The sequence below is a fragment of the Bartonella sp. B41 genome, from assembly GCF_053795765.1.
In genome coordinates this window covers 108,666-132,287 of the sequence record NZ_CP200037.1, presented here as the reverse complement: position 1 = coordinate 132,287, position 23,622 = coordinate 108,666, and the positions used below count along the sequence as shown (strand labels likewise).

10 protein-coding genes, 3 tRNA genes and 1 pseudogene are annotated in these 23,622 nt (G+C 36.5%); 4 read left to right on the top strand and 10 right to left on the bottom strand.

Annotated elements, in window-relative coordinates:
• Positions 1–193: 193 nt before the first annotated feature.
• The 6 genes and pseudogenes from V4P54_RS00555 to rplU all read right to left on the bottom strand — a co-directional run.
• Positions 194–1,228: pseudogene (locus V4P54_RS00555) on the bottom strand (hypothetical protein); the annotation flags it as partial.
• Positions 1,229–2,414: 1,186 nt separating this feature from the next.
• Positions 2,415–8,087 carry a Vomp family autotransporter gene (locus tag V4P54_RS00550; protein ID WP_455477225.1) on the bottom strand — a complete coding sequence of 1,891 codons (5,673 nt, stop codon included), beginning with the start codon at positions 8,085–8,087 and terminating at the stop codon, positions 2,415–2,417.
• 1,074 nt (positions 8,088–9,161) lie between these two features.
• Positions 9,162–9,251, bottom strand: a tRNA-Ser gene (locus V4P54_RS00545).
• A gap of 395 nt (positions 9,252–9,646) precedes the next feature.
• On the bottom strand, positions 9,647–12,151 hold the full coding sequence (ptsP, locus tag V4P54_RS00540) for a phosphoenolpyruvate--protein phosphotransferase (protein WP_455477224.1): 2,505 nt from the start codon (positions 12,149–12,151) through the stop codon (positions 9,647–9,649).
• Positions 12,152–13,320: 1,169 nt separating this feature from the next.
• Positions 13,321–13,590, bottom strand: coding sequence for a 50S ribosomal protein L27 (gene rpmA, locus V4P54_RS00535; protein WP_455477223.1), 270 nt, complete (start codon positions 13,588–13,590; stop codon positions 13,321–13,323).
• 12 nt (positions 13,591–13,602) lie between these two features.
• Positions 13,603–14,094, bottom strand: coding sequence for a 50S ribosomal protein L21 (rplU, locus tag V4P54_RS00530; protein ID WP_455477222.1), 492 nt, complete (start codon positions 14,092–14,094; stop codon positions 13,603–13,605).
• Between the two features lie 288 nt (positions 14,095–14,382).
• Between rplU and V4P54_RS00525 the strand changes: the two genes are divergently transcribed.
• A tRNA-Ser gene (locus tag V4P54_RS00525) sits at positions 14,383–14,472 on the top strand.
• Positions 14,473–14,696: 224 nt separating this feature from the next.
• On the opposite strand, the gene V4P54_RS00520 is transcribed toward V4P54_RS00525, so the two are convergent.
• Positions 14,697–17,792, bottom strand: a complete 3,096-nt coding sequence (locus V4P54_RS00520; protein WP_455477221.1) for an efflux RND transporter permease subunit — start codon at positions 17,790–17,792, stop codon at positions 14,697–14,699.
• Entirely contained in the window at positions 17,789–18,940 is a 1,152-nt protein-coding gene (locus V4P54_RS00515) for an efflux RND transporter periplasmic adaptor subunit (RefSeq protein WP_455477220.1), read from the bottom strand. The genes V4P54_RS00520 and V4P54_RS00515 overlap by 4 nt, the downstream gene beginning before the upstream one ends.
• A 397-nt stretch (positions 18,941–19,337) precedes the next feature.
• Here V4P54_RS00515 and V4P54_RS00510 point away from each other — a divergent pair.
• Positions 19,338–19,414, top strand: a tRNA-Arg gene (locus tag V4P54_RS00510).
• A 722-nt stretch (positions 19,415–20,136) separates the two neighbouring features.
• A complete protein-coding gene (gene rpsU, locus V4P54_RS00505; protein WP_455477219.1) occupies positions 20,137–20,370 on the top strand; it encodes a 30S ribosomal protein S21 in 234 nt (77 codons plus the stop codon).
• 622 nt (positions 20,371–20,992) lie between these two features.
• Here the strand turns inward: rpsU and V4P54_RS00500 are convergent.
• Entirely contained in the window at positions 20,993–22,366 is a 1,374-nt protein-coding gene (locus tag V4P54_RS00500; RefSeq protein ID WP_455477218.1) for a glutamate--cysteine ligase, read from the bottom strand.
• A gap of 66 nt (positions 22,367–22,432) precedes the next feature.
• The gene (locus tag V4P54_RS00495; protein WP_455477217.1) at positions 22,433–23,176 is read right to left on the bottom strand and encodes a 16S rRNA (uracil(1498)-N(3))-methyltransferase; all 744 of its coding nucleotides are present in this window, start codon (positions 23,174–23,176) and stop codon (positions 22,433–22,435) included.
• Positions 23,177–23,404: 228 nt separating this feature from the next.
• Here V4P54_RS00495 and V4P54_RS00490 point away from each other — a divergent pair, with 228 nt between their 5' ends.
• Positions 23,405–23,548: a hypothetical protein gene (locus V4P54_RS00490; RefSeq protein ID WP_455477216.1), complete on the top strand. Its 144-nt coding sequence runs from the start codon at positions 23,405–23,407 to the stop codon at positions 23,546–23,548.
• The last annotated feature ends 74 nt before the right edge of the window (positions 23,549–23,622 follow it).

Below are 23,622 nucleotides of genomic sequence, written 5' to 3'. Positions count from 1 at the left end.
CGAGAAGATCCTTTACATAGATTAAACCATTATTAATACCGCGAAAGGCACTAGCAACATCATTATAAGACGTTATGATAGGAGAACCACCAGCATTAAACCCTGTAACCACCTGAAAAATAGGATTTGTCCATCCTGTATCATTGTATGCAGCAGCATCACCAAAATACGTAGCAAGCTGATTACTCATAGAATAAAGTTGAGAACCATTAACTGCCTCTTTTGAAAGATTGGAAAGCTCACCATGTAGAACTCCCTTTATCTTCTGATCACCAGAATTGATGCCATCAGAGGTTATGCGAACATTCCCAACATCTAAACCAGCCTCTGTCAAGCTATTTTTTCCTGTTTTTATACTATTAAGCTTAATGTCATCAGATAAACCAAAGACTATATTAGCATCTCCTTTACCCCGAGTAATATAGAAATTTTTATTTGAAACTGAAAAATTCAAACCATTATCTTTATCAAAATTTACAGAATTTTTATCATTCCCATTAATAGAAACCATCCAACCTCTTTTTACATATTCTCTTAACGATTTTAACTGTAAAATATTTACTGCATCAGTGTCATCACTACCAGCTGCAACTGCTTTAATTTGGCGTGTTTTTCCATTTTCTATATCACCCACACTAAGTGCTCCCAATGTACTTTTCCATTCAGGAAGCACATTTTCCGCATTTAACATAACTGGACTATCCTTAAAAGGATTATACCCTATCCGACCAGCATAAGCATTATCTTTACTGGCTACGGAATAAACACCAAGAGCTATACTATCTCCTGCTTCTGTCTTGGAAAGACGACCAAGAGCAAGACTATTTTTTCCTGTTGCTACCGCACGATAACCCAGAGCACCAGAAGCTTCACCTTCCGCCTTTGCACTACGGCCAAGAGCAATACCGCTATCACCATTTACCGATGCAAACATGCCAAGTGCAGTTCCAGCATGACTATGTACTTCTGCAACATATCCTACTGCAATACTGCCACTTTCTAATGCCTTTGAGGCAGAACCGATAGAAATAGCCTTTTCACTATTCGCCAGTGCAGTTCTACCTAATGCGATCGAACTCATGTCTTTTGCTGTTGCAAGACTGCCTAAAGCAATTGCATCATCCCCTGCTGCTTCTGATCCAACTCCTACTGCAATACTTGCTCTCCCACCTGCAAGCGCAGAGACACCAAAAGCCTGCGATCCAGCACCTAATGTAGTTGCATTCATACCAAATGCCGTTGAAGCACTTGCCGCTGAAAAAGCACCACAACCGGTTGCAAAAGAATTCATTCCATAAGCAAGAGGAAGTTGAAGTTTTGCAAAACTTGTTGTAGTTTTTTCTCTTTGTGGACGCACTGCAGATAAAGACGGATTTTCCGCATCAAAAAAAAGACTATACTGCTTATATGCAGTTAGTGTATTTTCATCTGAACCGTTGGGGCTGTTCCAAATGTTACCTCGCCCATAAACTTCATCTGCATAACACAGCTCAGCACTGTTAACTAAAGATACGGACCCTAAAAATTTACCCGCAGCAAGTGTTACCTCTTCAGGAGCAATTATCAAAGAATTAGAGCCGAATCCAGATAAAGCATTAGCTGGCTCAGAAACAATACACACCAGGAAAACACTCGATAAAAGTGTAGTAAATTTTGGGCCCAATGAACCCATTTTTGTTAAACGAAGAAAATAATTCTCTTTCAAACTATTTTTCAAATTATTTTCTTTTGAAATGGATTTTTTAAAAATGGAATACGATTTTTTCATAATAAGCTCCCCTAACTAATGAATATATTCAAAACATAAATAAAAACACATTTTAACTTTATTAGTCTTATGCGTATTCAATGCTTTGAATTGTTTTACCTTGTCGTAGTGAATTAGTATTTCTGTAATAAGTCTTCAAAATCAATAAAAATAAAAAGGCCTTTAGAATGAACATAATAAAGAAGTATTTATGCCTCAATACAGACCATACGTGTTTTTTTGATACTAAAAAAAAGCCACTTTTAGTATAAAAGTGTCTTAACATAGAAATTAAATTATATGGCAAAGTATTTTTAATACTTCTATGGTGGATATTTTTTGTTGCACAAAGTTTTTAGTTCCATAATTATTTATTCGCAATTAAATTTTCCTTCATAAGAAAGAATAATTATTTTGTTTTCTGGGATTTCTCAACGCTATAAGAGATATAAAATAGAATAGCAAGAAGAAAATAATAAGTACTCTATCTTTCCAATTCTCAAAGAGAAAATATACAACACTGTACTTTTTACAAAAATAATGACCTTACATTAAGGTAACTTTATACCCGCATCCAATTTCATATATATATAAATCTCTCGCTCTTGTCTTATTAAATTATTAAACAAGGGCGAGAACTTTGATTAAAATGTAACAACTATGGTTATTAATTCAATGTCATATTAAATCCTGCACCTATACCCCAATGCCCTCCAGAACTGGTCACAGATAAGTTAGAACGAATATTCCCATTCTCCGATGTATAACCAGCACCAAATGCGAGTGCTGATTGACTACGCCATAAGCCGCTGCCAAATGCAATACTCAACTTCCCAGGCGTATCATTATAACGCAAGTTGGCCACAGCCAACCCAATAGCAGCTGACTGTCTTGCCTCTTTTTGTGCAATCTCAATATTGTAATTTAGATTTTCAAATTTTAGATCTGTATAATGTTTAGACTGTTCAACAGCATCATCGATAGCATCAACAACGATGTTATTGACCCTCTGATCTGTATACTGTTTTGCATCGTTAAGAATTATCTGCATTTGCTGCTTGGTGTAATCATATAGCTGTCCACCATTAACAGCCTCTTTTGATCCGCTTTCAATACGACCATCAGAAAGATTATCAATCAATACAGGTACACCCTCATCACCACCGACTAAAGTGATTTTATTCGTCTTTTTCCCATCTCGATCTTTATCATAAACAACAGCTCCATCAGTAATACCATTAACCTTATTTTCAATATTGAAAATCGTTTTACCCATGTCAGTAACCGTACTAGAAATATTGTCAACTCTCCTATCAATATAATCAACCTTCTGTTCAACATCTTTGACACGCTCATTTGTTTTCCAAAGCTGCCCACCATTAATGGCATCTGTAGAATTTTGTGTAACTAAACCATCAGCTACACCGACAATCTTGCTCGTCCGACCTCCACGAGTAGCATCATAAGCATCCTTGATACTATTCCAACGTAAAACATCTGAACCAACTTGATCTTTAATCTCAGAAATACGATTATTTACATTTATTATACTTTTACTAACATCACCAAGCGCTTCAGCAACATTATCATAATTTTCCTCACGAGCAACATTACCTTCAATGTGCGCAACCTTAAAATTAGGAGCTGTCCACACACCGTTTTCATAACTAGCTTTACCACCAAAATATCTGGCAACGCTACTACCCATAACATAAAGCTGCTTACCGTTAATAGCATCAGTTGACCCAGAAGAAATTTCTCCTTCCGCGAGAAACTTAATCTTTCTTGGTTTTCTATCAGCTCCTTTTCCACGTATGGCAACAAACGCCTTATCGTCCTCACTCCATAATAAAGCTTGTTGAGAAAGATTATCAATTTTCTGAGTAAAATTATCAGATATGTACATTATGCGAGTGTTAATACTTCCAATACTGTTACCAAGTGCTGATAAGGCAGTACCAACATTGGTATAATTGTCATAAATTATACTACCATCTGGTGAAACCGTGGATATTCGATAATTTGGACCTGTAAAGACACCATTATTGAATTCTGTATCTCCACCGAAATAGAGCGCAACATTTTGGCCTATCGTGTAAATCTGACCACCATTAACCGCGTCAAGTGATTGCTGATTAATTTCACCTCCTCGCACATTACGTAGAGCAACAGGCCCTGTATATTTATCTCCACCTAAAGTTATTCTGCCATAATCTACGCTACCACCATCTCTTTTATCATAAAGAACCGCAAAAGCGCTCGCACTTCTAATGTTTTTAATATCGTTATTAATTATTTCAATATGACCATCAAGTTGTCTTTTATTCACAGCCTCATCGCCTTTTTCTGCAGCCTTTACACCAGAAATCGTACGATCTCCATTTGATTTGTTTGTAATGCGAATTTCATTACCACCTGTTTCCACACCAATAGTAATTGGACTATTTTCCAGATTTTGTTTAACAAGAGAATTTCGAATCCCATTAGAAACTTGATTGTAAACACTTGTAATATAGCTATTAACGCCTTTAAGTGCATCAGCAACGTTATTATAGCTCTCATTGGCACCAAAACTTCCATCGAGATTGAGTTGACCAATCTCAAAAGTAGGAGCTATCCATTTACCATCATCATATTTAGCACCACCACCAAAATATGAAGCAACATTGCTAATTACAGTATAAAGTTGCTTACCATTAACGGCATCAGTTGACCGAGAAGAAATTTCTCCATCCAAAAGATACGTAATCTTGCTATTTTTTCTAACCCCTGCTGATTTGTGTAAAGAAACAAATGCCTGATCGCCTTCACTCCATAATAAGGCATTTTCAGTGAACTCATTAACTTTCGATGTTAAACGACTATTCACATTATCGATATTGATATCAAGACTCGCCAAAGCGTCATCAACATTGTGAACATTTGTCCGACCTACGCTACCATCACTTAAAATAACGGATAAGGAATAAGACGGCTGTGTAAAAACACCATCCATAAATGTCATCCCTCCACCAAAATAGCTTGCAATATTTTTAGCTATTGTATCAATCTGGCCACCGTTGATTGCATCATGCGATTGCTTGGCAATTTTCCCATCTTTTACGTTACGAAGGGCTACCGAATTGTTACTATGATCTCCACCTAAAGTTATACTCCCATAATCAACATTGCCATTTTTTTTATCGTAGAGAACTGCCGCAACGCCTAAATCTTTAATGTCCTTAATACTGTCAATAACATCTTTAATACTTTTATCAAGTTGTCCTTTATTAACAGCTTCATTAGCCTGTTCCGCATCTTTCACACCAAGAATCTTACGATCTTCATTTGACTTGTTTGTAATGCTAATTTCATCGCCACCTGTTGCACCACCAACGGTGATTGGACTATCATAGCTCTCTTGTTTAACAAGAGAATTTTGCGCCGCATTGGAAACTTGATTGTAGACACTCGTAATATAGCTATTAACGCCTTTAAGTGCATCAGCAACGTTATTATAGCTTTTATCATCACCGACAGTACCATCAAGATTAAGTTTTCCAACCGTAAAATTGGGAGCCGTCCATACACCGTTGTTATAGCTAGCACCACCACCAAAATATTTAGCAACATTGCTGCCTAGAACATAAAACTGATGACCATTAATAGCATCAGTTGACTGAGCAGAAATTTCTCCATCTGCAAGAAACTTAATCTTTCTCGGTTTCCTATCGCTTCCTTTTCCACGTATGGCAACAAACGCCTGATCGTCCTCATTCCATAATAAAGCTTGTTGAGAAAGATTATCAATTTTTTGAGTCAAATTATCAGATTCGTACGTTATACGAGTGTTAATACCCCTAATACTGTTATCAAGCACTGATAAAGCAGTACCAACATTATTATAACTGCCATAAACTATGCTGCCATCCGGTGAAACTGTGGATATTCGGTAATTTGGATCCGTAAAGACACCATTATTGAATTTTGTATCTCCACCAAAATAGAATGCAACACTTTGGCCTATCGCATCAACCTGACCACCGTTGACTGCATCCAACGATTGCGAAGTGATTTCACCATCCTTCACGTTACGGAGAGCAACCGCCCCTCCAGACCTCCCTCCTCCCAAAGTTATACTGCTATAATCAACGCGTTCCCCTGCTTTATCGTAAAGAACTGCAGATGCAATACTCTTATCAAGTTGTTTTTTATTAACAGCTTCATCAGCATATTCTGCATCTTTTACACCAGAAATCTTACGATCCACATCAGATTTATTTGCAACACGAATTTCATTGCCACCTGTTTCCTCGCCAATCGTTATCACAGCAACATCATGCTGCTGTTTAACAAGACTATCTTTCTGTGCATTAGTAATTTTATTATAAACATTCGAAATAGAACTATCAATATCCTTCAGTGCTTCAGCAACATTATTATATTTTTTTTCAGAAACAATACCTTTGTCATCAATTTTATTAACCATAAAACTAGGAGCTGTCCACACACCACTATCGTAGCTAGAATTACCACCGAAATAACCTGCAATATCTTGACCGAATTTATTAATCTGCTTACCCGTAACCGCTTCATCAGAAGATGAAGTGATATCACCATCCTCTATTCCTTTAATTTTTTTATTTCCAGCAAAAATACCATCGCTAGTTACCTTTGGCCCTCCAATTATTACTAAACCATAAGTTTGCATAGAAGTTTTTCCAGTAGTAACACTCGTTAGTGTAATATCGGAACTTAAACCAAATTTAACATTATTATCATTGTCTTTTATAATCGATAAATTATTGTTTTTTACTGAAAAATCTACTTTGCTTCCTGCTCCAACAGCTGTTGAATTTTCTTTATTAACAGAAAGATTCCACCCTTCTGCCATGCCTTTCATAGCATTTAGCTGAGCAACGGTAACTGCATCAGTATCATCAGTCCCATCTGCAAGTCCTGTAATTACTTTACCTCCAGCAAAAATACCATTGCTGGTTACTCTTGGCCCTCCTTTTAACACCAAACCATCAGCGCTTAAAGAAGTTCCTCCAGTAGTTATGCTAGCCAGTCTAAGATTATCACTCAAACCAAATTGAATATTATTCAAATCATTATCAGTGTTTTTTTCAACTATTAAATTTCCTGTTTTCGATAAAAAATTAACCGAATTACCAGCTCTAACTTCCGTTTTGTCTTTGCCATTAACAGAAATATTCCACACTCCTGAGGCCAAATCTTCTACAGCTCTTAACTGAGCAAGGTTAACTGCATCAGTGTCTCTAATTCCGGCAGCTACCCCTGTAATCTGTCGAGTAACATCAAGATCTGCATCACCAATAGCAAAAGCACCAGAAGTGCTTTTCCATGTACTGTCTTCATTTTTTGCAGTATCATGTAACGCTGGATCATAACCAGCAGTATCACGTGGGGTTATAGATCTAGATCCTCCTCCAATTGCAACACCATCATCAACACGTACCTGTGCATTATCACCAATAGCGACTGAAGCATGCTTCTCAGCATAAGCACTAGCACCGATAGCAATAGAATTTTTAGCTTTTGCCAACACATACCTTTTTTGACCGTTTTCTTCTACAGGATCGCTGCCACCTATCGCTATGGATCCTTTAGCTTGCGCCTCAGACCGTGAACCTATCGCAATTGCATATTTTTCCCCTGCCTTCGTTCTTACGCCCAAAGAAATACTATCATCAGCGGAAGCAACTGTTAGCCCCCCAAGAGCGACCGAGGATGTTCCTGATGCTTCTGATCCAACACCGACGGCAACACTCGTTTTCCCACTTGCAAGTGCAGAAACACCAAAAGCCTGTGCTCCTCCAGACTTGGCAGTTGCACCAGCACCAAATGCTGTTGAATAATTACCTGATGCATAAGCACCACAACCGGTCACAAAAGAATAGATACCATAAGCCTCAGGCAGAACATTTTGCGCACCACCAGTTAAATTTCCCATATAACCACTATTCTGAGTTGTCAAACCATCCCCTTCCCAAGTCGCTTGGTTTGTCATTACCCCATAAGGATTTCGACCTCTATAATTTGTATCATTGATAAATCTTTCATACTGGTTTTCCGCACTTATTGCTGCAGCTGTATTTGATGAACTTCCACGATCAATAACATGATCGACTCCACAATAATCATCATCCCCAGAAAAAACAATACTGCCATGACTCCCCTTTAAATAAGCTGAATGCGTACCATTTGTGCTACGAATAATCTCTCCTGTTATAGAAATATTGGAAGCAAAAATAGGAGAAACACTTGATAAAAGTACGGCTATTGCCGTTCCAAGTGAAATAGCTCTAGCCAAATTTGTTGAATGCATTTTTTTCATTAAGAACCTCCTCCAACAGAGTCTAACATTGTCACAGCGCGCAAAAACCTCCACGCAGCAAAATCTTCGTTTGCGCACACAAGAAACCAATAAATTAAAGACAAACCCACCCTTAACTGATGCCAACATCAACCATAACACCAGTCTAAAACCTCTGAACACTTAATCTAGAGAAGGCCCCAACCCTTTAGCTAGAGGGATTTAAGCTAAAAAATAAAAAGACATACAATTTTGTAAATACTACATGATCCTCATCCAAAGAAATTGCCATTCACCACCTAGACAAAATAGCCATTATAAAAGAGAAATTTTACCCTTCAGATAAAGCGAGTGGAAGGAATGACAAGAGTATAAAAATAATTTTTCATTAATTTGCAGAAATACATCAAAATAACACTCAAGTGCACTCAGCATATTTCTGTGAAATTTATTGGCACCATACAAAATTCTGCATTTGCTTGATCTAATCTTTTTAAACCTACTATAAAACTCTCAATGCTATTTTAAAAAACAAAAATAAAAACACGTAAAAAGTGTATAGTTATTTTAAGATTATAAAAATCAGAATACTCATAGGAATAGTATGAAGAAAATTGCATAGGTTATATCAACTGGAAAACACTCTTAAACAATGTATTCCACGTTGTGCCTAAATATCATTATATAATGAAATCAACCCTGAAACGACGAAAGACTACATGTCTCGTTTATAAATAGTGCTTTGACTATGTTTCAATTTAAATCCCTGAAAGTATAAATTAAGAAGCCCGTTTTACAAAACATCCATTTGCCCTATGAGCAGCCAGTGGTAAGCGTAAAAATACTGCTTCATATGCAATAAAAGGTACATTCGCTAAACTCTAATATATTTGTAATAAGCTGGAAATAAAGCAAATAAGATTTAAGCAAAAGGTGCTTTTCACGAAAAGTTTTCAAAGGCAGTTTAAAAAAACAATCTAAACAAGAGAAATTTGAAACTAAGTTATCTTATTCTTAATGCAAATCTTGTCCAAGCAAACAAATCGCCTTAGAACGTCCTTATGTTTCTTACATATAAACGTTTGTTTTAGTCGATGGCGGAGAGAGAGGGATTCGAACCCTCGATATGGTTTCCCATATACACGCGTTCCAGGCGTGCGCCTTCAACCACTCGGCCACCTCTCCAGGAGGGAGCACTATACCCAGAAAGAGATAACGTGCAAGCTCAAACTCTATTCTAAAATTCATTAAAGACATTTTCATCTATCAAAATAAGGTACAGTGTTTATTTAGCAACAGTCATCTCTTCTCTATTCAAGGAATAACTTTTCCGTGGATAAATAAAATCTGTAACAACAATATTTCAGAAAATCAAAATTTTTAATGTTTGCTGATTCTACTTCTTATTAACGGAATACACTGATATTTAAATCAAAATATTGCATATATTTTCCCAAATAAAATAGCCGAAACAATTACGAGACTATTGCATCTCATAAACAGCAAAATGATCTAAATATAGTTATTTTACTAAATTGTTATAACTTACTGATGCTCTGTTCTCTCTACCTACCCTTTGTTTATCTCGTATCATAGTTAAGAGCACGCACATCTCGTGCAGTTTCACACTGTAATGCATTCTGTGCTAAAATTTTCATGTCTGCAAAACTATAAGCCTGTAAACGTGCTTTTACTGATGCAATATCGCAGGATATCATAGAAAGCTCATTAATCCCCAATCCAGCTAATATCATTGCTGCAAAAGGATCTCCAGCCATACCACCACACACACTAACCCAACGCTTATGCTTTGCAGCTCCTTTAATAGTCTGATAAATCATACGTAAAACTGCCGGATCCAAGCTATCAGCTTCTGATACGAGATAAGGGTTTTTCCTATCAATTGCCATTGTATACTGAGTTAAATCATTAGTTCCAATCGAAAAAAAATCAACATAAGCACTCAAAACATCCGCCATAATAGCAGCTGCTGGGATCTCAATTAAAACTCCAAGTTTTAGTTTTGGTGCACCAATATCATTCTGAATATCTTCAGTAATCTTTTTTATAACGAAAATTTCTGAAACAGACATAACCATAGGAAATAAAATCCATAGATCTCCTCCCTCTCTCGCGGCACGATAAAGAGCACGCAATTGAGGAACCAAAAGATCACGGCGACGTAATAAAAGACGAGTTCCTCGAACACCTAAAAAGGGATTATCTTCTTTTGATAAGTGTAAATGCGTGACTTGTTTATCCCCTCCAATATCGAGTGCACGAATAATCAATGGTTTTTTCCCAACAAATTTAATCATCTCGCGATATACATCAAACTGTTCTTCTTCGTCTGGAATATGTGAACTATCTAAAAACAAAAATTCTGTACGCATTAGTCCAACACCTTCAGCTCCAGAATTTAACGCAGTAGAAATTTGGTTTGCGTGATTGACATTGGCCATAATGCGAATCCTTTGACCATCTGCCGTCTTCGCTGGCAATCTACATGTGCGCTCCTCATTAGCACGTTTTTTTGCAATAATGCTTTTTTGTTTTTGGACATCTTCAATATCTTCAGCAATGGGATTAAGATAAATAAACCCATTATCGCCATCAATAATCGCCCGAGTATCATTATCAACTGCTAAAATATTGACACCCACAGCAACAACCATTGGAATACCAAGAGTGCGCGCCAAGATAGCAGTATGCGACATAGGCCCCCCCCATGCTGTTGTCAATCCATAAACTTTCGTACAATCAAGCTGAGCTGCATCAGAAGGAGATAAATCATCTGTAATCAGAATAATTCCATGAGGAATATCATTTAAAAAGAATGGCCTATAAGATGGATCAATTTCTCCTAAAACACGGCGACCAACATCAATTAAGTTCGCGGCACGCTCCTCCAATAAAGGGTTGTCAACCTTAGAAAACATGTCGGAAAATTGTCGAACTGTTCTATCCCAAGACCACGCAACACCATGACCTTCTGCTATAAAACGACAAGCTTGATCTATTAGATTTTCATCTTCAAGAAAAATCATTTGTGCAGAAAAAATTGCCGCAGAATCTTCCCCTATACGAGATGTGATGTCATCGATAATTGATATCATTTTACACTTTGTTTTTCTGAGAGCATGTTTAAGGTGTGCAGTGCCAGTTGCAAAACCAATTGGCTGATCTGCTACAACAATATCGTTTCGCCTTAAGACAAAAACTTTACCGATAGACAATCCTGGACTTGCCCCAACACCGGAAATACCTTTTTTTCCAGAGAATGGTTTCCAACCATGAAAAAATTTTGTTTTAGATTCCATCTCCTTTGTTATACATTTTTCACTTACGCTAATTTTTTTTGCGACTAAAATCGCATCCTTAAGAAGCTGTTCACCTCCTGCAACATCCGTTGAAAAAATCAAAACATCACCATTTTTTGCTCCCAGTTGCAGCAATCCAACCAAATTTTTCATTTCAACAGCATGTTTACCGCATCGAACCATAATAGAGCCCTTTGCTTTTTTTGCGAAGTCAACCCACAAAGAAGCAGGTCGAGCATGAAGACCACTTGGATAATCTAAAGTCCATTCCTTACATACTAAAAAATCATCAACAGAAGCCTTTTCTATCTTCGTATATTCACCCAATAAGGCTTCAATAACCTGTTGTTTATCTGTAGTTGTTAAAAGCAATTCAAGACGCTCTTTATCAAACAAAAGTTGTGTCAATTTTTTGTGAATTTCTATATATCGATCTGAACGATCTGCAATGGCAATAACCAAATGAGCTTTATTTCCATCCCACCACTCGACACCAACGGGAATTTGGACAACAGCAACAGCATCTCTGATAATTAAATTACTATTTTTATCCATTACGTAGAGAATTGCTATACCATTCCCAAGCCAAGTGTTTGTTGTTGCCTCATTCTTAAGCATTCTTTCTAAATAATATTTTTTAACTGCACCAACCTGAATAAGCAATTCAGCGGCAGCACGAATTGCATCATTTTTATGATCAAAAGCAGCTGCAAGCTGTACAGATCTCGCAGATAAAATTTCTATCTTGTCAAAATCTGCACTCATTGCTTCCACTTCCCCACATTTTAAAACAGTTTAAAAGATTTTGATAAATTTCGTTTCAAAATTGTATTTACAAGATATAGGTAACAATACAGCTTCATTTTGTTTTATAAAATACAATCAGATAAAGTGATCATTGAAAATACCTCAACTACATTCTCTACCCTACCGTATAAAACGTAGAAATCTTCACAAATATAATTAACAAAACAGTAATTTTTAAAAAGCTTCCATCACATAAAATTATCTGACAAACGCACTTATCATCTAAAATTTTGATGCTATTCAATCATTTCAAAAATCAAAAAAATCACTATTTCTTTCATCTAATTGATTTCATAATTATAAATGTCCATATCAGAGCTTAATTTCTTAAGATTTTTTACAGATTAATATCCAAAACCAAAATCACAAAGATGAAACCTTAATCGTATTATACTTTTTCCCTCCCAAATAGGCATTACAATAGCTAAATGTTATCTTCCTGTATATTCTAAAATAGACATCAAAAAACAACACTTTCGAAAACTAAAATTAAAAAAATTTTGCAAATCATCCAAATTGATAAGAACAGAAATAAACGAGACAAATAAAGTTTATGAAGTGCAAAATGCCATTCTCTTAAATTAGTTTTGTTATTTTTTTGGTAACTCCTATTTTAACAATACTCAATAACAAACAGATTAAAGACACACCAATGCATGAGGTAGTTAATATATCCATGTTATTGCAATACCTTCAAACTGGACTTCCTCCTAAAATGTAGTTTAATCTCACATTTTCTCTTCTTACAACACACATTTCTTTTAAAGTGATTTTTGATCAGTATTCTTATATTCTCTGTTGCACACTGCTCTTGTTTAGACACTCAATCCCAAAAATACTTATAACAAATTAAAGAAATATTGTGGCTATTGCCAAAATCATAAACATACACAAACTAATCAATATTCATCAAAATAATCATTCGTTAATTGTAAAAAAAATTTCTAAGTCGATTTTTTAATCATTTAAAGAAAATATCCTTATAAACTTTGCGCTGATTCTCGATTCTTTTCATAGTTGATTAAATAATAGAAAACAAAAAAGGAAGGATAGCGTACTACCTTCCCTTTTATATGAACCAAAAATGAAATCTGATAAATTATCAGCTAATACAAATAATACATAGCTTATTCTGTTGCTTTTACGGTAGGAATAATAGAAACATACGGGCGATTATTAGCTCTTTTACAAAAAGAAACTGTTCCACTCGACAGTGCAAAAAGAGTATGATCTTTTCCAATGCCAACATTATCTCCAGGATGCCAGCGTGTACCACGTTGGCGGACAATGATATTCCCAGCTACAACAGATTCACCACCAAATTTTTTAACACCAAGACGTTTTGACTCTGAATCTCGACCATTACGCGATGAACCACCAGCTTTCTTATGTGCCATAGGCGTTCTCCTTTAATCTTTATTATCATCTGACGATGTCGTCGCCACCTTTTGCGACACAGCTTCTTTCTCAGCAGCTTTTGTAGCATTTTTCTTAACGGAAGCAGCAGATTTTACTCTTTTCGCTGTTTCCTTTGAAACAGCTTCTCCCTTTCCAACTGCCTCCACAACCACTTTTTTCTGCTTTTCATCACCAGTTAAAATATCTAAAATACGAAGCACTGTTATTTCTTGACGATGTCCACGAGTGCGTTTTGAATTTTGACGACGGCGCTTTTTAAATGCAACAACTTTACGCGCTCGCCCCTGTTCCACGATCTCAGCTGTAACCAAAGCATTAGCGACAATCGGTACACCAATAGCCACATTACTCTCTTCCCCGATCATCAGAACATCACTGAACTCAACAACGTCACCGACATTTCCAATGACCTTTTCTACTTTTACTAACTGATCAGCAAATACGCGATATTGCTTACCACCGGTCTTAATGACTGCGAACATTTCTTATCCTTTCGTTCAATCCAGCTCTTATTTGTTGTACCTTAGTTAATAAGGACAATAGGCTGCTTTTTATCAGTCGTAACAGGTTCTAAAAGAGGGGCAAAAATACCCACAAAATACAAACACGTATGATTTCTACGTCTGCACCGTTCAGTGTATATGACGGAATTTCTATTTCCTGTCAATAAAGCTCCATAAAAATGCAAAAAAAGAGTTGTGCTAAAAATAATTGAGGGTTATCTATCCACAATATGCTTTAAAAGTTCAAAATATTATTTCATTTAACGTGGAGAGATGGCTGAGTGGTTGAAAGCACCGCACTCGAAATGCGGCATAGGGGTAACTCTATCGGGGGTTCAAATCCCTCTCTCTCCGCCAAACTTGTAAATCAATAGAAATATCTATAAAATATCTTGAATTCTATATACCGTGTTTCTTTATAAACAAGTAATCTATGAAAAAGGCTTGTGGTAACCAAAAAATTGTTAACTCTGCTTTCTCGTGAACGATTTGTAATTTACTCATCTATTTGATTGCTTCACTAGATTTGATACATCTTTAGGTACATCCATTTGCAATTTTTGAAGGGCTAAATTTTTGTTTTATTCCGTTTTTGGCTTCACAAAACGTCCAAGGAAAAGATAAACAATTGGTGTGACATAAAGGGTAAAAACAGTTGCTAAACCCAAACCTCCAACGATAACCCAACCTAAAGCTATACGTGCTTCCGCACCAGCACCTTTGGCCAAAATTAAAGGAATACCTCCCAAGATAGCACAAATCATCGTCATGCAAACTGGACGAAGACGAATATTTGCCGCTGCTTCTATAGCTTCACGCACATTTTTACCTTGACCACGCAGCTGATCTGCAAACTCAACAATTATGATGCCATTTTTAGCCATAACTCCAATTAGCAAAATTAAACCAATTTGACTGTAAATGTTAAGGCTAACACCACTAACAAGCATAGCAATTACAGCACAACCAATCCCTAATGGGACAGTAGCCATTATGATAAATCCTGAAACAAAACTCTCAAACTGAGCTGCCAAAATCAATAGAATGATGATAAAGGCAATTACAAAAACAACCATAAAATCAGAAGATGTTTCACTAAGTGTCGCAGCTTCACCCAAAGGAATAATATAATTTCCTTCAGACAACAAAGGAGCAGCAATTCCTTCTACAATCTTATAAGCATTTCCTAGAACAACACCTGGTGCAAGATTGGCACTTAGAACAACAGCACTCATTCTGTTTTCGCGTTTTAATTGAGGCGCGATGGCTTTTTCGTGTAAGTTCGCAGTAGTTGATAAAGGAACATATTGATTACCCTTTGTTTTTAAAAAAATATTTTCTAAATCATTAGGATTATTAATAGGATTTTTACGAGACGTTAGCTTAACGTCATAAGAATGATCATCCACGTAAACAGAACCGATTTTTTTCCCATCTAACATTGCCTGCAATGTATTTCCCAAATTAGCAATATCGATCCCTAAATCAGAAGCTTTCTCTCGATTGATTTCGATAAAAAATTGTGGCTGTGTTGCATCAACGGTAAGCCGTGGACGAATGAAATGCGGATCTACTTGCAAAGCATTAACAAGCTTATCAGCAAGCGGTTGCAATTTTGTATAATCGTTTCCAAGAATTGCAAATTGTAGTCCTTGCCCAGTTCCCCTAACCCCTAAAGAATTTCCCTGCGCAGCAAATACAAAAACCGCTGGAAACTGCCTAACTCTTACATTGATATCCTCTACGATCTTTTGTTGGCTGCGCAAACGCTGATCCCAAGGCGAAAGCAGTAAAATAAGAAAAGCAGTATTGGATGACCCACCAACGCCAGCAATAGAGTAACTATGAGTAATTTCTCCAGAGTCACGCAACGGTTTTAAACTGGCCTCAATCTGCTCCACCTGCTCATTCAAGTACTGTGTTGAAATTCCCTGTGGTCCATTAATAACTAAAAAAATAAGCCCCCTATCTTCTGATGGTGTTAATTCTTGTTGTAATCGCGTATAACCTCCAACGCAAAGACACGCGAAAATAACCGAAGCAAAGACGACAGCCCAAGGCCTATTTAAACATCTCTGTAAACTATAAGCATATCCCCTGCTAAAAAAAGACCCAACTTTATGTAGAAAAGCAAAATGACCTACTCCTTCCTTATTATCCTCAGCATGTTCCGTCAAAAAATGTGATGCCAACATAGGACAAAGAGTTAAAGCAACGATTGAAGAAAGAAGAATAGAAATCGCTAAAACGAAACCGAATTCTCTAAAAAGTCCTCCGACTTGTCCAGGGAGAAAAGAAATAGGCACAAAAACAGCGACCAAAGTCAATGTCGTTGCTAAAACAGCAAAAAATACTTCCCGTGTTCCAAGCACAGACGCAGTTTTAGGATTAAAACCCATATTGCGCCAACGAACAATGTTTTCAAGAACAACAATTGCGTCATCTACCACAAGCCCTGTTGCCAAAACAAGTCCTAAAAATGTGAGAATATTGAGTGAAAATCCAGCAAGATAGATGGCAGCAATCGTACCAACCAAAGCAACAGGAATAGATAAAGCAGGAATAAGCGTTACACGAATATCTCTAAGAAAAAGAAAAATAACCAAAACAACGCTCAGGATAGCAATAATCAATGCAACCTCAACCTCATGAAGAGCACTCTTAATAAAGATAGCATCATCGCTAACAACGCTTACGTGTACAGAAGAAGGAAGAACATTTTTAAGATGATCGACAACCTCTCGAACGCCCCTAGAAATATTAAGGGTATTGGATTGTGCTTTACGAACGATACCCAATCCAATTCCTGCTTTCCCATTTATACGAAGAATAACCGTTTCAACATCAGGAGACAAAGTAACATGCGCAACATCACCAAGCTGCACATGAGACTTTAAAACAACCCGTTCAAAATCCTCTGGTGTCGTTAATCGTGCTGTAGCACGCACAATCAAAGCTTGCTTCGAATTGCGCGACGACCCTGCAGGTACGTCAGTTGTCATATCAGAAAGAACACGAGAAACATCTGCTACAGTCAACCCATAGCTAGCAAGTTTTGCTTGGTCGACATCGATTTGAAAAATTTTTGTGCGAGCACTATCAACCTTTACATCACCAACACCATCAACTGCAGAAATCGCATCTAAAATCTGATCATTTACAACTTTTGTTAAATCATCAATGCTAACCGTTGGTGAAGTCACGACCAAGTACATCATAGCAGCTGCATTCGAATCCGCCTTAATGATTACAGGTGTATCAGAATTTTTCGGTAAAGAATACGCAATACGAGAAAGAGCATCTCTAATATCAGATGCAGCAACATTCAAATCAACTCCAACATTAAAGTTAACCTTCACTTGAGAGCGACCAAAAGAAGAAGTTGAAGAAATTGTTTTAACACCTGAAACCCGAGAAACTGCATCCTCTATATTTTTTGTAATTTCACGATCAATTGTTTCTGCTGATGCCCCATCAAAGGTCGTCATAATCGTTGTTACTGGAATATCAATATCTGGCAACTCGCGAACATCAACATTTAGCCATGCAGCAATTCCTGCAATTACGATCATAGCATTCAAAACAAAAGTAAAAACAGGACGACGAATAAATAATGAAATTACACCGCCTTGTTCTACATCTGTAGCATGACGTTTTGTTTTCAATTCTTGACTCATTGTACATTCTGCCCATTATTTTCTGATGTTTGCTGTTGATAAGCCTCTTGACTATCAATAACAACACTGCTTCCTGGATGGAGCATTTGTACTCCCTGAATAACAACCTGATCACCATTTTCTAAAGGGGCTTTCACAAAAACTTGATTCTCTTTATGCTGGATAATTGACACAGGAACAACCTCTGCTTTTCCCTCTCTTATGCGCCAAACAAAAGATCCTTTGCTGTTCCATTGAACTGCAAGAGGATTAATAACAGGGAAAGAACCACTTAGAAATTTAAACGCAACAGAAAAAGACATACCAGACATAAGCATATCTTTTTCATTTTTAATTTCAACTTGAACACGTAGTGTGCGGCTTGTCGCATCAACAACATTGTCAAGCGCATAAACATGACCAATGAAACTCTTATTTGACTGTGCCGTTAACGTTGCTGTTACCTTATCTCCTTTATGAAGACGCGATGCATATCTTTCCGGTACCCATACATCAACCAAAATACGATCCCTATTTTCTATATGTCCTATGACAGTGTTAAGCGCAACAGTGTTGCCAACGCCAATGGGGAAAATACCAACAACCCCACTAATTGGAGCTCGAATTGTTCGCCGATCAAGCTCTAAATCAGCATTACGTAAAGCTAAATTTGCATTATCCAACTCCAATCGTGCTGTAATCTCTTGAACCTCCGTTGCTGTATTGCTAGCACGTAATTTAAGAATACGAGAAAGTGTTAGAGCACTATTGTCACGTTGTACCTTTGCCTTTGCGGCAGCTATTTCTTCTTTTTTAGAATCAAGCTTAACAATTGCGTCACCAACTTGCACTTTTGCTCCAGAAGATACAAAAAACTTATCAACAACACCCGATGACCAAGGAGTCAAATCTACTGAAGAAATTGCTCGTCCACTGCCTAGAGCATTAAGCTGTTCACAAAAATCTTGTACTTTAACAAAGTCAACGACAACTTTTGCTGGGGGACGTCCTGTTGAACCCTTTGATGCTTCATGCAACAATGAATTTGTTATCTTTTCTGCTGCTGGGACAGATTGTTCTGGGCTTGAGCTGTACTTTAACCAAAAGTAAAAAACCATCAAAACAAAGACTAAAAACGCCAACGTAACATTTTTCTTAGATAACCCCATGTACCTATCCTTGGTTTATAAATAAACATGCAAATTTATTTGAAATATTTTTTTTGTTTGAAGTAATTTTCAGTAAAACTGCCTAAAAGAATTGCAGATAGCGTATTTTAATCCCCTAAAAACGTATTTTCATACATCCAAACTATCTCCTGTGGCTCAGACTGTCAAGTTAACCACAATTTATATTGAAATTTCTGATGTTAACACAGCAAATAAAATCCTATAACCTATACATTTACATTATAATTGATGAAGCGTTACAATCCTAAAATAGGAATATATGATTTTCTAATAGGCAAATAACTAGGTAATAGGCAAAATTTTTGTTTTGCTAAGTTTTACTTGCAATTCGCCAACGAAACGATTAGGAAAAACCCATGTCCTAGGATAGGTGAACGCACCCGTAGCTCAGCTGGATAGAGCACCAGACTACGAATCTGGGGGTCAGGAGTTCGAATCTCTTCGGGTGCGCCATTTTTTCATGTTTTTATGGAAGATAAGAGTACTATCAGGATGTTGGGTTTCGTGTATTTGAAAAATAATTTATGAAAAAAATCTGGCTCAAATTTAGCTCTCAGTCTTTGTTTTGATTTCTTGGTTGATCCAGTGTAAGTGTTCCAGCATCTACCCGCACATTGTATTTATATCATCGTGTTTATATCATCTTTATTTCCTCTTCAAACATACCAGATCCAATTTCTTAGGAAGATATAGTACTAGATCAGACCATTAAAACAGTCTGAAAATTGAGAATGAGCATGCTGTGACTAACAACATTTCCATATATTTAAAGAGAATTCTAATTTTTTCCTATCTTAAAAAAGGTGACATCACCACTAATTTTTAAAATTTCTATACGAAGTAAGAGCATACATTCCCAACGAGAATAAACTTTATTATTGTTTCTTTAATGTAATAAAGATATCATAACACCATAAAAACATACTACATTTCTAGCTATCAAAGATAGTTTATATCAACAAAGATAGTGCAATTTAGGAATTTTTACGAATTTATACTCATAGAATTGATTATCAACTATGCAAAACCATTCATGGAAAAAAGAATAGAATTTTTAAAAGCAATATAGACAAATATCTCGTTTATGTGGTATGCACATCCCTTGGATGTACATCTTGTTAGGGTGTAGTTCTTTGACCAATTGTTTTTTACATTGAAACAAAGTAGGATGGATCGTGCAGGTACTCGTTCGTGATAATAATGTTGATCAAGCGCTGCGTGCGCTCAAGAAAAAGATGCAACGTGAAGGTATTTTCCGTGAAATGAAGATGCGCGGGTGTTATGAAAAGCCTTCAGAAAAGCGTGCCCGCGAGAAAGCTGAGGCGATTCGTCGTACACGTAAACTTGCTCGTAAGCGTGCACAAAGAGAAGGCCTAGTTGGTAGTAGTCGAACTTCTCTTATGAAGTAGTTTTTTTCCTTTTTGTTTATCGTGCAAAATAATAGCCGTATGGTGATTATGGTTCGTTTTTTTTTGTGTTGTTGTGGAATTTTTTCTAGTCTTGTGTTTTGTTAAGTTTGTTTTAAATGCAGAAGTAATACCTCGCTTTGTTATACATTTTTTTCGTTTTGTCTGTTGTGACTGTATCTGAGCGTTCGCGCTGGGGAGGTTGATCTCATCAGATGAAAATGGCGATAAAGAATAGAAAGATGAAGTTAACAACCCGCCTAAAATGGCAAATTTAAAGACCAATAGAGTGGTGCTTCACTTACAAATAATTGCAATCAAAGCACTTTTAGGATGGATAGAAGATAAAATGATATCCTTCACGTAAAAACTATGGCTTTTAAACGAACGATAAATAAATCTTTAAATGTGAGAATTGTTATTAACATTAGCAGCCTGTAAATATAGCAATGCCCCTAATTTACCATTTTTGTAATTTCAAATGATGGCATCCAATGAATATAGCATTACATCCTCAACAAACGAAGAGGAAAAAATGCACAATACATCAACAAACTGTTCGAATATGAACTGAATTATGAAAATAAAATCTTATTGAGAAATAAATTTTACCTACTTAAAAAACTTAGTAAGAGCATTCTAAAAATACTGGATCTACAGATTCGTCCCAAACAGAATGATAGCTAGACAAAAATTTATCAGCCTCTGTTTGACCTAAAGCAATTACCTCTTCCAAAGGAGTTAGAAAATTTGTCTCATCAAAATCATCTGCCTCACACTGTTGCCGATTCTTTAAACCCTTGCGTGAAATAGAAACAGCATGGCGTGCTAATTCTAAAACTCTAGTCTGACGAAAGGGGGTTTTTAATCCCTCTTTTGGAACACGATTACGCATGTCCAAAATTTCTTCAAAACGCCAATCCTTTGTAAAAGCTTCTGCATCATTAAGCGCTTCACTATCATAAAGAAGACCTACCCAAAAAGCTGACAATGCACAAATATACTTCAAAGAACCACAATCAGCACCTCTCATTTCCAAAAATCGTTTTAAGCGTACTTCAGGAAATAAAGTGGACAAATGATTAATCCAATCTCCTATACTCGGTATCGAATTTGCAATTTTTCCTCTTAAAGCTCCATTCATGAACTGTCGAAAAGTTATATTCGTGCAATCGTAATAACAACCGTCCCGTATAACAAAATACATTGGTATATCAAGCGCCCATTCAACATAATCCAGAAAACCAAAATTATCAGAAAATGTGAAAGGAAGAACTCCAGACCTCTGATTATCGGTATCACGCCAAATTTCAGAGCGCCAAGATACAAAGCCATTTGGACGCCCTTCAGTAAAAGGTGAACTAGCAAATAAAGCTGTCGCAACAGATTGCAATTTCATTGATACTTGCATTTTTCTTCGCATATCAGCTTCAGATGAAAAATCAAGATTAACCTGAACAGTTGATGTTCTATACATCATATCAAGACCGCTATGCCCAACTTTTGGCATGTAATTAGTCATAATCTGATAGCGTGACTTTGGCATTCGCGGAGTTTCATCCAACGTCCATTTTGGGCTAGCACCAATACCGAGAAAACCAATACCTAATGGTTCAGAAATTTTCTTAAGGAGAGATAAATGCTCCATCGCCTCATAATAAGTCTGATAAACTGTTTTCAATGGAGCACCAGATAATTCAAATTGTCCTCCAGGTTCTAAGGAAATAGCTCCTTGATCTACTGACCCCACAAGGCCAATAATGTTCCCTTTATCTAAAACAGGCATCCATCCTAGGGCTCCTTGCAGTTTCTCTAAAAGCACACGAATTCCCCTCGTACCATCATATGGAACAGGACGTAAATTATCTATATAAAATGGAATTTTTTCATGTTCTGTTCCAATACGCCAATCGTTCTCTGCCTTACATCCCCCTTGAAAATAGCCAACTAAAGAATCTAAGCTAGAAATTTCATTTTCATCGGTTATATCAAGCGCCATAACTCATTTTATCCTATCATTAGTTCCACCATTTTAATGAATCTTTAAAATCACTTTACAGGCTTCTCAATTAATTGACCAATCTCCCACCGTAGCATTAAGAAGAGCTAGAGCAGCAACAGCAGCAGTATCAGCACGTAAAACACATGAACCTAATGATATTGGAATCACAAAAGGATGTTTTTTTAAAAAACTGCGTTCCTCTTCACTAAATCCACCCTCTGGCCCAATGAGAATACCTGATGTAGCGACTCCATGCCTCTTTAAAAGAGGTAATGGACTGTGTAATTCGTGCGCTTCATCACAAAAAAATAAAGTCTTATTTTCGTTCCAATGTTCTAAAAGTTCTGCTAATGACACAGCAGGTAGACATTTAGGCAAAGATAAAATGCCACATTGTTGAGCTGCCTCGACAATATTAGCTTTCATACGTACCATATTGATACGAGATACCTGTGTATGGTGTGTTACAACAGGTTGCAAAACTGATGCCCCCATTTCTACAACTTTTTGCACCATATAATCTAAACGTGCATTCTTAATCGGAGCAAAACAATAAACAAAACTCGAACATAATGTTTGCAATCTTTCTTGACGTATAAGACGCGCTGATACAACCTTTTTTCTAATGTCAATAAGTTTAGCAAGCCACTCACCATCATGTCCATTAAAAAGAAGAATTCTTTCCCCCTCTTGCATACGTAAAACGCGTGCAAGATACAAAGCTTGCGAACCTTCTATTTTTACCTCTTTATTCAAAACAAGAGGTTGTCGAACAAATAATCTTTTCAGTTTATAATTTAGGCGCATAAAAAATTTTTGCCAGAGCTAACAATAATCGTCAAGCAAATGAAGAAAAATATTCAATAAAAATCATACCTGTAAAGTTATAATATGCAAAGGGTTATAAGTTTTTTTAGCTTTATGAGATGATAATGGAACAAATAGGACATTAAGTGATTCTGTTTTTGTACGAATTTAGAATAATACACAAATCTCAGTTGTGTTCGGCAAGTTAACATATAACTGGAGAAAAATATGTCTGCTAAGAAGGCCACAATCATCACTGTCATAACTATTTTGACCTTTATTCTTCTTACAATAGGAATTGGTTCCGTTGTAGCAGATAAGAAAAGAATAATCGTTAAAGATGGTTACGGAATTTCTGCTCAAACTCAGTGAATATACACCATTATATATTCAAAATTTTACCCTAGAACAACGTTCTTTAGAAATTTCTTAAAATTCCTGCCAAC

Bases quoted from the DNA above. Each gene is read 5' to 3' on its own strand.
- V4P54_RS00500 (WP_455477218.1), bottom strand. From the start codon at position 22,366: ATGGCGCTTGATATAACCGATGAAAATGAAATTTCTAGCTTAGATTCT.
- V4P54_RS00495 (WP_455477217.1), bottom strand. From the start codon at position 23,176: ATGCGCCTAAATTATAAACTGAAAAGATTATTTGTTCGACAACCTCTT.
- V4P54_RS00550 (WP_455477225.1), bottom strand. From the start codon at position 8,087: ATGAAAAAAATGCATTCAACAAATTTGGCTAGAGCTATTTCACTTGGA.
- V4P54_RS00520 (WP_455477221.1), bottom strand. From the start codon at position 17,792: ATGAGTCAAGAATTGAAAACAAAACGTCATGCTACAGATGTAGAACAA.
- ptsP (WP_455477224.1), bottom strand. From the start codon at position 12,151: ATGAGTGCAGATTTTGACAAGATAGAAATTTTATCTGCGAGATCTGTA.
- rplU (WP_455477222.1), bottom strand. From the start codon at position 14,094: ATGTTCGCAGTCATTAAGACCGGTGGTAAGCAATATCGCGTATTTGCT.
- V4P54_RS00490 (WP_455477216.1), top strand. From the start codon at position 23,405: ATGTCTGCTAAGAAGGCCACAATCATCACTGTCATAACTATTTTGACC.
- rpmA (WP_455477223.1), bottom strand. From the start codon at position 13,590: ATGGCACATAAGAAAGCTGGTGGTTCATCGCGTAATGGTCGAGATTCA.
- V4P54_RS00515 (WP_455477220.1), bottom strand. From the start codon at position 18,940: ATGGGGTTATCTAAGAAAAATGTTACGTTGGCGTTTTTAGTCTTTGTT.